Source organism: Oribacterium sp. KHPX15, from assembly GCF_900107835.1.
Taxonomy (GTDB): domain Bacteria; phylum Bacillota; class Clostridia; order Lachnospirales; family Lachnospiraceae; genus Oribacterium.
The window spans coordinates 1-12240 of the sequence record NZ_FNRG01000049.1 but is presented as its reverse complement, the minus strand read 5'-3'; the positions used below and the strand labels follow the sequence as shown (position 1 = coordinate 12240).

9 protein-coding genes and 1 tRNA gene are annotated in these 12240 nt (G+C 40.8%); 7 read left to right on the top strand and 3 right to left on the bottom strand.

What is annotated here, in order from left to right; translation table 11 throughout:
- The 3 genes from BLV86_RS16320 to BLV86_RS16305 all read left to right on the top strand — a co-directional run.
- On the top strand, nt 1–330 hold a 330-nt coding region (locus BLV86_RS16320), incomplete at its 5' end, for a CAP domain-containing protein (protein ID WP_139297957.1).
- Between the two features lie 478 nt (nt 331–808).
- Complete coding sequence (locus tag BLV86_RS18575) at nt 809–1831, top strand: NUDIX domain-containing protein (RefSeq protein ID WP_207647486.1); 1023 nt, start codon at nt 809–811, stop codon at nt 1829–1831.
- A gap of 61 nt (nt 1832–1892) precedes the next feature.
- Nucleotides 1893–2354 (top strand): RpiB/LacA/LacB family sugar-phosphate isomerase, encoded by a 462-nt coding sequence (locus BLV86_RS16305; RefSeq protein ID WP_031555362.1) that lies wholly within the window; start codon nt 1893–1895, stop codon nt 2352–2354.
- 182 nt (nt 2355–2536) lie between these two features.
- On the opposite strand, the gene BLV86_RS16300 is transcribed toward BLV86_RS16305, so the two are convergent.
- Entirely contained in the window at nt 2537–3451 is a 915-nt protein-coding gene (locus tag BLV86_RS16300; protein WP_031555366.1) for a DMT family transporter, read from the bottom strand.
- 377 nt (nt 3452–3828) lie between these two features.
- Here BLV86_RS16300 and BLV86_RS16295 point away from each other — a divergent pair, with 377 nt between their 5' ends.
- The 3 genes from BLV86_RS16295 to BLV86_RS16285 all read left to right on the top strand — a co-directional run bounded on the left by BLV86_RS16295 (nt 3829) and on the right by BLV86_RS16285 (nt 8332).
- Nucleotides 3829–4677, top strand: a complete 849-nt coding sequence (locus BLV86_RS16295) for a zinc ribbon domain-containing protein (protein WP_090819659.1) — start codon at nt 3829–3831, stop codon at nt 4675–4677.
- 269 nt (nt 4678–4946) lie between these two features.
- Complete coding sequence (gene alr, locus BLV86_RS16290; protein WP_031555375.1) at nt 4947–6119, top strand: alanine racemase; 1173 nt, start codon at nt 4947–4949, stop codon at nt 6117–6119.
- 443 nt (nt 6120–6562) lie between these two features.
- Nucleotides 6563–8332 (top strand): ammonium transporter, encoded by a 1770-nt coding sequence (locus tag BLV86_RS16285; protein WP_090819656.1) that lies wholly within the window; start codon nt 6563–6565, stop codon nt 8330–8332.
- A gap of 177 nt (nt 8333–8509) precedes the next feature.
- Here BLV86_RS16285 and BLV86_RS16280 read toward each other — a convergent pair.
- Both BLV86_RS16280 and BLV86_RS16275 read right to left on the bottom strand, forming a co-directional pair.
- Nucleotides 8510–8581, bottom strand: a tRNA-Gly gene (locus BLV86_RS16280).
- Nucleotides 8582–8761: 180 nt separating this feature from the next.
- Nucleotides 8762–10219, bottom strand: a complete 1458-nt coding sequence (locus tag BLV86_RS16275) for a nicotinate phosphoribosyltransferase (protein ID WP_031555381.1) — start codon at nt 10217–10219, stop codon at nt 8762–8764.
- Between the two features lie 396 nt (nt 10220–10615).
- Between BLV86_RS16275 and BLV86_RS16270 the strand changes: the two genes are divergently transcribed.
- Complete coding sequence (locus tag BLV86_RS16270; protein WP_090819653.1) at nt 10616–11806, top strand: pyridoxal phosphate-dependent aminotransferase; 1191 nt, start codon at nt 10616–10618, stop codon at nt 11804–11806.
- Nucleotides 11807–12240: the final 434 nt, after the last annotated feature.

Below are 12240 nucleotides of genomic sequence, written 5' to 3'. Positions count from 1 at the left end.
AAGGTTAATGAGATAAGAATGGCAAACGGACTTTCAGCAGTTCAGTACAGCGCATCACTTGAGACAACATCAGTAGTAAGAGCAAACGAGATCACAACTAAGTTCTCACACACAAGACCGGACGGGACAGACTGGTACACAGTTAATGCAAACCTTCAGTACGGCGAGAACCTTGCAGAAGGCTACAACACAGCGGATGACGTAGTTAACGCATGGATGGCATCACCTACACACAGAGCAAACATCTTAAAGCCGGACTTCAATACATGTGCAATCTCAACAACAACTCAGAACGGAAGAACATACTGGGCACAGGAATTCGGAATCTGATAAAAAGAATATAATGATAAACCTCTCCTTATAAATAAATTCTATGTACTTAAAAGGCTCTATCGGAATTGATCCGGTAGAGTTTTTTATATCCATAATCCCTTTAGGGCAAACGCATGGGGCTGTTCAGATTATTTATGAACAGCCTCTTATCTCATCTATCAAAATAAAGAGACTTAAGTAGATACTAAGTGGGCATATAAATATTCTGACATTAATGGTATGATAGGAGCCATAGATTAAATTTGTCCGGAGGAATATCTGTAATGCGTAGAAAGGAGATAAGTTAATATGTTCAGCTGTTTATGGCCAATTTCTCTGGTAATCCTTTCAAATGTGGTTTATCAGATCTGTGCAAAGTCTGTGCCGGATAAAATGAATCCATTTGCATCACTGACGATAACATATATCGTCGGTGCTATAGCCAGCACAATTCTATTTTTTGTACTTCTCCATTATTTGAGGGTTATACATTTATATGGAATTTAAACATTTTAATTGCATAGTTGTATTCAATAAGACTAAGGATTCTATTCTTTTCTGTAAACGCAAAAAGGATCCATATAGGGGCCTTTACAACTTCGTTGGCGGAAAGGTTGAAGCCGGAGAGTCTTCTGAGAAAGCTGCATACCGTGAGCTTCTGGAAGAGACCGGGATCAGTCCAAAGGATATAGATCTGTACCGACTGATGGATTTCACATATTATAACCAGCAGTTTATCCTGGAAATATATGTGGGAGTTCTTGAAAAGGACATTGAACTTCAAGAAGAAACAAATCCCCTTGAATGGCTTAGTCTCTATCATGATTTTACGGACAGAACCCGTTTTGCGGGAGATCAGAACATCGGACATATCATTAATGTTGCTTTGATGTATCCTATTCCGGAGAAAACCGATTTAAACGATAGAAAGCTAACAGGAATAGACGGTAGCAGTACAACAAATGAAGAACAATTTGACATCACAGATGAACGAGGTTTTCCTACAGGAAAGACTGTGTCAAGATCCAAGGCGCATGATGAAGGAATACTACACAGGACCGCACATACCTGGATCGTAAGAAAAAATGGTGATTCATATCAGGTGTTATTACAGAAGAGAAGTGCTGATAAGGATTCATTTCCATCTATGTACGATACTTCATCTGCCGGTCATATTCCGGCGGGAGATACACCTTTAGAGACTGCAGCCAGAGAATTAAAAGAAGAACTAGGCATAGAAGTACAGCAGGATTGCGAGTTCAAATTAATCGGCAAATTCCGGATAAAATACGAGAAAGAATTCCACGGGAAGATGTTCCGTGATAACGAGGTGGCTTTTGTCTATATTTATGATGAACCTGTGGATGAGACAAAGCTTGTTCTACAGGAAAGCGAGGTCGAAAACGTAAAGTGGTTTGATATAGATGAGGTTTATGAGGGCTGCGTTCACAGGAACGGTACATTTTGTGTGCCCTTGGACGGCTTGAAACTTGTAATGGAATATCTTAAAAGAATATGATTTTAAAAGGGTAAAAAAGGAAAATAACGCATGTATAGATGATTTCTTAAGGAGGATTACTATGACTATAGCAATGGCAAACGACCACGCAGGAACAGAGATGAAAGAGGAGATAAAAGCTTATCTCATATCGCAGGGTCATGAAGTAAAGGACTTTGGAACATATGATAAGGAGTCATGTGACTTATCGGACTTTGTTTATCCGGCAGCACTGGCAGTTGCAAAAGGAGATTGTGACCGGGGAATATTCTGCGACGGAGTAGGTTATGGAAGTGCACTTATAGCAAATAAGATAAACGGCTGTTATGCGGCAGTATGTCAGGATCCGCTCTGCGCAACTCTTGCAAGAGAGCATACGGATTCGAATATTCTCTGTCTTGGGGCGAAGATCATTGGCGGTCTTATGGCGATGGAAGTAGTTAAGAAATGGCTCACTACAGAACCTCTCATGGAAGAAAAATATCGCAGAAGGGTTCAAAAGGTATGTGATATCAACGATAAGCATTGTGTTCCGGTAAAATAATAACTTCAAGATTAGGATAATCGTCAACACAAAATTTTTCTATGAATTAGGGCAGATGGAATGATGACCTTGGGACTGATTAAAAGAGTTGCAATTGTAAGTTTATCATATGGAATCATGGAACACCAAGGTGCATAAAAGTCCTCATCGGAATTAATCCGATGGGGACTTTTAATGTAGTTCTATTCCTCATGTTCAGTCATTTTGCTAGTCGGCAACTGTGCAAGTACTACAGCTATAAAAACAATAATGCATCCCAGCATTTCCCTGAGAGTCATGGTCTCATGGAGAATGAGCCATCCGAAGAAAACCGCAAATACAGATTCCATGCTCATGATGAGAGGAGCAATGGCGGGATTCGTTGTTCGCTGTCCCAGAATCTGGAGTGTATAAGCAACACCGCTGGAAAGAATACCGGAGTAAAGTATCTGAAGTTTGGCTTCCCAAATAGCAGCAAAAGAAGGCGTTTCGAAAAGTATTGTCAGGAGCATAGACATTAACCCAACAACGGCAAACTGCACGCAGGATATCATTACACCATCTGTGTATCCTGTTGAAAAATGGTCAATAACCAAAATATGGGCTGAAAAAGTGAAAGCACCAAGCAGGCAGAGGATATCTCCTTTTCCTATGGCAAAACCTTCCTTTATACATAAAAGGTAAAATCCGGTGATTGCAGTGAAAACACAGAACCAAATGAGTTTTGTAACTTTTTTTCCGAGAAGAAGTCCTATAACCGGAACTATAACTATGTAAAGTGCAGTTATAAAGCCTGCCTTTCCTGCTGTGGTGCTGCTTAGTCCGACTTGCTGGAGATTACTTGCAATTGACAATACTAAGCCGCAGAATATACCACCGATCAGAGAATTCTTATTTAGCAGCCTTCGCTTTTCTTCTGATAAAGGGTGATATTTGGTCCTTCTTTTTCGGAAGAATATTGTAACCGGGATCAGTACCAAAAGACCAATAAAGCTTCTTGACATATTGTAGGTAAAAGGTCCCACAAATTCCATTCCTGCACTCTGAGCCACAAAAGCAGATCCCCATATAAGCGAAGCAATGAGAAGCATCAGGTTACCTTTAAATTGTTCTGTCATAAAAATTCCTTTCGTTTTCGGGGCGGGAAACTCATAGACTTGCATATGGGCATCAGTGAGAAATGTCTCCGTATTCTGGTCAGATAATATTTGCAGACCGATTTTTCGGGAACCCGAAAAAAACCGGATTCCTAGTATCATATCACGAAAAGTTACAGCCTTAAACTATGAATGGCTATAATTGCTGTGGTTATCTTTTTGGAAATTTGGTAAAATGTTTCTTATAATGAATAATGTAAAAAATATCTTTTGCAAGAAGCTGAATAGTCTTTTATCTACATCGGTGGGTTGTATAGAGTCAATATAATCTGCATTTGTATTAAGGATATCATGGTTTCAAATAGTAACATTAATAGATGATGAGAGGGGGATGATATATGTTCTGCGAAAATTGTGGGAATGAAATTAGTAACGATACCAGGTTTTGTCCGCTTTGCGGTGCACAGGTTAAATCTGCGGCAGCACCGGCCGGAAAAATATCATCGGTTGAAACAACAGCACCGGTCGGAACCGGGGAAATTCAATCTGCCCAGGGATTTCAAAAAATGAACCAGGGGTATCAGGGAATTGAAAGTAAAGAAGACATCAAAGGACAAAAGGTTACCGAAAACATTTATCTCTGTCCCGACGGCGCTTACCGCTGGGTATATGAGTTCGACATGATCAAAAATCCCACGATTCTTATAACCGTTTGGAAAGTGCTTTTAATGTCCTGTGCGATTGTAATGATTCTGGTAATGTTTTTCCGGATTATGGATGGAGACTTTTTCAATCTTCCTGATCCTGATGATCTTGCAGAATATATCGGGGGCCTGGTTCTCGTCATGCTTTTCATGGCATTCCTCAGCGTGGTGGCTTACTTAATAGTTGCGAAGTCCTATGGCTTTAGATACATGGTGCTTTTTACCATGAATGAAAATGAAATAGAACACAGGCAGATGAAGAATCAGTTTGATAAGGCTAAGGCGATGGGATGGCTCACAGCCGCTGCAGGCCTTGCAGCAGGAAGTTTAGGAAGAGCCGGAACCGGTATGCTTGCCGCAACAAAGACTGCTTCGACCTCTGTTTATGATCACGTAAAGAAGGTTAAGTCCGACAGAAGACATAATGTGATTTATGTTAACGAGACATTAGACCATAACCAGATCTACGTTGATGAAGCTGATTTTGATTTTGTCCGGAATTTTCTCATTGAACATTGTAGGAATGCAAAGCAAGTCAGCTGATTCTGTTTTTGATAGATATCAAGGTAAACAGGATATGTTTCTCGGATGAACCGTTGTGAAGATGTTAATAGTTTTTATGAAGTAAAAACAAATTATTGGACTTTTTCCGAGAAACTTTTATAATTGATAATGTTTAGAAACAGATCGGGAATTACAGCCCGGTCTGTTTTTTGAAGAATCGTAGGTTCCGGATTCCGAACATAGTTATAAGATGACGGTTCTGATATAGTGAATAAAAAGGAAACTTTTAGAGAGGAGTTTCAGAAATAATGACATCCACATTGAAAAGAACATGGGCCGAGATCAATCTCGACAATCTTGCATATAATTACAAAAAAATAAGAGAATACATAGGAGAGAACGTTAAGTTTCTCGGTGTCGTAAAGGCGGATGCTTATGGCCACGGATCAGTTCAGGTAGCATCAAAGCTCCAGAGCCTCGGAGCGGATTATCTTGCGGTCAGCAGCATTGACGAAGCCATGGAGCTGAGAGTTAATGATGTCACCATGCCTATCCTCATCCTCGGACATACCCCAAAGGAGCAGGTAGACAGACTGATTTCCTACAACATTACCCAGGCAGTAACCTGTGAAGCAAAAGCAATAGAATACAACGAGGAGGCATTAAGACTAGGCAAGACCTTGAAGATACATATCAAGGTGGATACGGGAATGTCACGACTTGGATATATATGTGAAGGCGATTATTTTCAGCATGGCGTTGACGGTATAGTTGATGCCTGTGAACTTCCGGGTCTTGAGCCTGAAGGCATATTCACACATTTTGCAGTATCAGATGAAGCCGGCGAAGAGTACGTAGAGTACACTAAGCATCAGTTTAAACTTTTTACTGACATCATTGATGCAGTGGAAAAGAAGACCGGAATGAAGTTCAAAATTCGCCACTGCGCAAATACAGGTGCAACTGTGGATTATCCGGAAACATATCTTGATATGGTACGTCCGGGCCTTTTGCTTTATGGCTATGGCGATTACGCGAAGAGACTTGGATTAAAGCCTATCATGACCATGAAAACCACCGTCAGCACTATCAAAATATATCCGGCGGGCACAAAAATCAGCTATGGCGGACTGTTCACAACAACAAAGGACAGAACGCGTATCGGCGTTGTTCCTTATGGCTATGCTGATGGATTCTTCCGTTCACTTTCCAATAAATACAGTGTCATGACTGCTGATGGACCGGCTGAGGTTCGCGGACGTATCTGCATGGATATGTGCATGATCGACCTGACAGACAAGCCGGATGTTGGAGTCGGAAGTGAAATTGAAATTTTTGGAGCAAACAATCCTATAGAGAAGATGGCAGAAATGGCAGGCACCATTCCCTACGAAATCGTATGTGCCGTAAGTAAACGTGTTCACAGAGTTTATATATCTGACGGTAATGTTGTCTTCAGGGAACTGATGCTCAGGATGTGATTTTTCATTTAAAACAGTTAACGTTGTATGATCATTAATTTGAAGAAACATTGAGATCTAAGGTGTAAAAGGTTGATTTGTCTTATCTATGCATAACGAAATGTGTCATGGTTGTGTTTTTGCTATAAGTCAGGGTTATGTATGTGATGAGAAATAATCACATCAGAAAAACATCCGATCAGCTTGACATGTATCTGACAATGGTCTAAAATTCACATACATAAAGGCAAAGGCGTCTTGGAGAAATCTCCGAGATGCCTTTTCTTTTATAAAGATACAAACCGCGGATGTATCAACTTGTAACTTAAGACATATGTGCAAAGGGGCAGCATACTAAAAGATAGTGTGCTGCCCCTTGTGCGTGAAGGGGAGATTTCTGATTAAGGCGAATTCGCCATAATAAAAAGACTGCTCTTTGTGCGTGAAGGGGAGAGGAGAATGTTATGAGTCAGGATATTTTACAGGCTATAGATTCCAGTGTATTTGGAGTATGGTTTTTGATAGGCGCGGCTCTTGTGTTTTGGATGCAGGCCGGATTTGCAATGTGTGAGGCAGGATTTACCAGAGCCAAGAATACAGGAAATATCATCATGAAAAATTTGATGGATTTCTGTATCGGTACTGTCGTGTTCATCCTTATAGGTTTCAGCTTTTTCCTTGGAGAGGATTTTATAGGTATCATCGGAAAACCGGGATTCGACATTATCACAGATTATGCAAATTTTGACTGGTCGAACTTCGTTTTCAATCTTGTGTTCTGTGCCACAACCGCAACCATCGTTTCCGGATCCATGGCAGAAAGAACCAAGTTCCTGTCTTATTGTGTATACTCCGCAGTTATATCTGCAGTGATCTACCCTATAGAAGCTCATTGGACCTGGGGCGGCGGCTGGCTCTCACAGCTCGGTTTCCACGATTTTGCAGGTTCAAACTGTATTCACATGGTTGGCGGTATCTCGGCTCTAATCGGTGCTGCTATACTCGGAGCCAGAATCGGAAAGTTCACAAAGGACGATGACGGAAAGATCGTCAAGGTTAATGCTTTCCCAGGACACAATCTCGTAGCAGCCGCACTTGGCGTTTTCATTCTCTGGTTTGGATGGTATGGTTTCAACGGAGCTGCCTGTACTTCAATTGAACAGCTCGGATCAGTATTTACCACAACAACCATTGCACCTGCATTTGCTACAGTTACATGTATGATATTTACATGGGTTAAATATGGAAAACCTGATATTTCCATGTGCCTCAATGCCTCTCTGGCAGGTCTTGTTGCCATCACCGCACCTTGTGATGTCACAGATGCATTTGGTGCTATAATCATCGGTTCGGTTGCAGGACTTCTGGTATGTTTCGGTGTATGGTTCCTGGATTACAGACTTCACGTTGACGATCCTGTAGGTGCCGTATCGGTTCATTGCTTAAATGGTATGTGGGGTACCATAGCTGTTGGTTTGTTTGCAACAAGCAGCGCTCCCGGCTACAGCATTGCAGATTCAGCCGGAAATGCAATGACAGGTCTTTTCTATGGCGGCGGATTTAAGTTACTTGGAATCCAGTTGGTCGGAATGCTTTCGACAGCATTATGGACAACAGTAACTATCACCGGAACCTTCCTTGCAATCAAAGCCCTTATTGGTCTCAGAGTAACAGAGGAAGAGGAGCTTCGCGGACTTGATTCAACAGAGCATGGTCTTGCTTCTGCATATTCAGGCTTCTCCATCATGGATATATCAAACACCTTAAGCATGTCTGTAAATGAGAATACAGATCTCGGTGTAAGCGAATACGAAGAAGCTTCAGAGTTCCAGAAGAGAGCTGCTGTTCAGGTTGTATCTGCCCCTTCTCATACAGAAAGCGGTATTTATAAAGTTACTATCATTGCTAAGTTATCACGTTACGATAAACTCAGAAAGGCCATGAATGACCTCGGTGTTACCGGTATGACTGTAACACAGGTTATGGGCTGCGGTGTTCAAAAGGGATCCGGTGAGATGTACCGAGGCGTAGAAATGGATGCCACACTTCTTCCTAAGATCAAGCTTGAGATCGTAGTCAGCAAGATTCCGGTTAAGGATGTTATTGAGGTAGCAAAGAAGACTCTTTACACAGGCCACATCGGTGACGGTAAGATCTTTGTTTACAGACTTGATAATGTTGTTAAGATCAGAACAGGAGAAGAAGGCGCTCTTGCTCTCGCAGATGTAGAATAAGCTATAAATGATAGAACCCCTCGAGGATATCCTTGATTGGGTCAGACGTTAAAAAGCCCGGTTGAATGTGCCGGGCTTTTTTAGCGTCGACCGAGTCGGCAGACGAGACGGACCCGCGAGCGGGTTCGATCATTATTAATGGCGCAAAAAAAGCTCGGTGAAAACCGAGCTTTTCTAAGCGCGAGACGGGGATCGAACCCGCGATCTTCGCCTTGGCAAGGCGACGTAGTACCACTCTACTACTCGCGCACTCTGTTGGTTTTTTCTGACCAACAAAGAGGATTATACTCGTCGTACAGACGCGTGTCAACACCTATTTTTAGTGGATGCATCTTGTTTTTAGAAGATGTCATCCTATGTGTTTTTGGTTGTTGTCATCCTGTTTATAGAATATATCATACTCTTTATGAAGATGCCATCTTATGTGTTTCAATTGTTGTCATCCTTTGAAAGCATTTCCATCTTCATCTCATAGTACTTAGGAGTCATGTCCAGGAAATGGATGTGAGGATTCTCGAATCTCTGTTCCTCTTCCCAGATTTCGTTTGAAAGCTGGTGCTTTACATAAGCAGCTATTTCCTTTGCAGGAACTTCCGGCTCAGTTCTCTTTCCGTTTTCCATAACAAGTTTCTGCATTTTCTTTGCGGTACAGTTTTCGAATCTGCGAATCTTCCAAGGTTTTAACGGATCCACAAACCTGTAAGGCTTGGAAAGATCAACAACCTCATCCTTGTTGGCTATCATATCTGCGAAGGCACGACCTTCTTCGTTGTAAATACGATAAACCTCCTTGAGTCCGGGATTGGTTATCTTGTCTACACTTTCAGAAACTTTGATACGAGGCTGCATCACCCCATCTTCTTCAACGGCGCAAAGCTTATAGACTGCTCCGAAAACAGGTTCGGAACGGGATGTGATCAGACGTTCTCCGACACCAAAGGCATCTACCTGACCACCCTGAGCGAGAATAGAAGTCATGGTATTCTCATCGAGACTGTTGGAAATAACGATCTTTGCATCAGGGAATCCGGCTTCATTGAGCATCTTTCTGATTTCTTTTGAAAGATATGCAAGGTCTCCGCTGTCGATACGTATACCAAAACTCTTTGATTTAATGTTCTGTTCCTTCATTTCCTTAAATACAGTGATGGCATTAGGAATACCGGAATCCAAAACATCATAGGTATCAACCAGAAGTATGCAGTTATCAGGGTAGATTTTTGCGAATTTTCTGAAGGCCGTTAATTCATCACCGAAATACATTACCCAGCTGTGAGCCATGGTGCCGCCAACAGGGATATCAAAATACTGTCCTGCGGAGACGGTTGCTGTACTGTTTACACCGCCGATAACAGCAGCTCTTGCACCGTAAATTGCTGCATCATTATTGTGTGCACGTCTTGCACCGAAATCAGATACGGCTCTGCCGTTTGCGGCTTTTACTATACGGCGTGCTTTTGTTGCAATCAGACTCTGATGATTGATCTGGGTCAAAAGCTCGGTTTCAATAAGCTGAGCTTCAACAAGATCAGCCACAACTGTAATTATCGGCTCATTAGGATAAATAATGCTTCCTTCAGGGAAGGCATAAACATTACCATGGAAATGGAAATCCGTTAACCAGTCCAGAAATCTGTCATCAAATAGATTGAGGCTTCTCAGGTAGGCTATATCCTCATCCTCAAAATGCATGTCTTCAAGATATTGAAGAATCTGTTCCAAACCTGCAAAAACAGAAAAACCACCTTGATCGGGATTTCTCCTATAAAAAACATCAAATGCTACTTTTGTATCATTTTTTTCTTCCAAAAAATAACCATTGGCCATGGTGAGCTCATAAAGATCCATCATCATGGAAACATTACGCCTGTCATTTATACGATTCATATTATTTCCAATCCGGACTAAATTGTCCTTAATAAAATACAGTAACAACGCTTATTTTAATCATTTGTAGCCCTGAGGGCAACATAAATCGGCAAAAGAAATAAAAGATATTATAAATAAATAGTTAGGTATTCCAATATGATCATGCGTTTGAGTAAAAAAACAGAATCCTTTTAACTGTATAAATTATATTTTCCTGGCAGAAATATTCTAAATATCGGTGACTTCACGGAGAGTTAAGAATATATGATTATAAAAGGAAAAGTTATTAATCCGGTAATGATAGATATAAAATAAAAATCTAATAACAGACGAGTTTTAAGAAGCATCAATATTCAGTTTTACATTCTGTGATGCTATAATCAATGATAATATCTGAAAGAGAGGTTCTGAATCATGGTTATATCAAAGAATATGGAACGTCTGGTAGCCGGAAGCTCTACTATAAGGAAGCTTTTTGAAGAAGGTCTGCAGATGGCGGCAGAAGTAGGAGCTGATAATGTTTATGACTTCAGTCTCGGAAATCCCGCGTCGCCTGTGCCCCATGAAGTTCGTGATGCCATAGAAGATATCCTGGATAACACCGATGGAAACATTGTTCATGGATATATGAAGAATGCAGGTTTTAATGATGTTAGAAAGGCTGTTGCGGACAGTCTTAACAGAAAAAACGGAACAAACTATGATGCAGAAGATATAATAATGACCTGCGGTGCTGCAGGCGGAATGAACTGTGTATTCAGAAGTCTCCTGGGATTTGATGACGAGGTGATAACATTTGCGCCTTTCTTTGGTGAATACAGAAGTTATGTATGTAATTTCGGAGGCAATCTTGTTGTGGTTCCTGCGGATACAGAAACATTCCAGCTTAACCTCGCGGCACTCAGACCACTTATTAATGAAAAAACCAAGTGCATAATCATCAATAACCCGAATAATCCGTCGGGTGTTGTATATACAGAAGAAACTCTCAGAAAGCTCAATGATATTATTGTAGAAGCTGAGAAGGAAATAGGACACCCGATATACGTTATTGCAGATGAACCTTATCGTGAGCTTGTTTACGGCGGGCAGACTGTTCCGTATATTCCCAATATCATAAAGAATAGTTTTTTCCTCTATTCCTTCAGTAAGACTCTTTCGCTTCCTGGGGAAAGAATCGGATATATGGCGGTTTCAAAGAATATTGACTATTATGATGAGGTGATCTCGGCACTGGTCGTAGCCAATCGTTGTCTTGGCTATATCAATGCACCGTCCCTTTTCCAGTTGGTAGTTGCAAGATGTCTGGATATTCCGGCAAATCTTGAATTCTATGATAAGAATCGAACACTTCTATATGAAGAGCTGACAAAGATGGGCTTTGAAGTTGTAAGACCTGATGGGGCATTCTATATGCTTATCAAGTCGCCTACACCTGAAGAGGATGATTTTGTTGCAATGGGCAAGAAATATCATATCATTTTGGTTCCGGCAAAGTCATTTGGATGTCCGGGATATGTCAGACTCGCTTACTGTGTATCCCATGACATGATAAAACGGTCTATACCGGCATTCAAAAAGCTGGCAGAAGAGTACTTTAAATAAAGAATAGAAGTAAAGATTTTAACAGGCATATAAAATATCAACTATTTTATAAATGTAAATTGTTCGACGTTTAGATCCGATACACAGATGTAGAGAGGATAGAATTCTGTACATTTGTTATTGCAATTACAAGTATTTAAATAGTTAAATTATCAGACGTAATAAAAGCAGACCGGAGTCAGTGATGGATTTCAATTGGAAACCACTGGCTCCGGTTGATTTTATGTTACGTATTAAATTGGTAAAGATGTACAGATATAGATACAAAAAAATTTTAAAAAAGTGTTTGACAACTGTCCCGGGAGTTGATATATTATGTGAGCACTCAAGAGACACGGAACATCAGTTCTGAGGAATGAGAGCAACAGAACCTTGAAAATCAAAGATCGATTAATACACAGACCCTGAAGATTCTATAAAGAAGATTCAGAAGC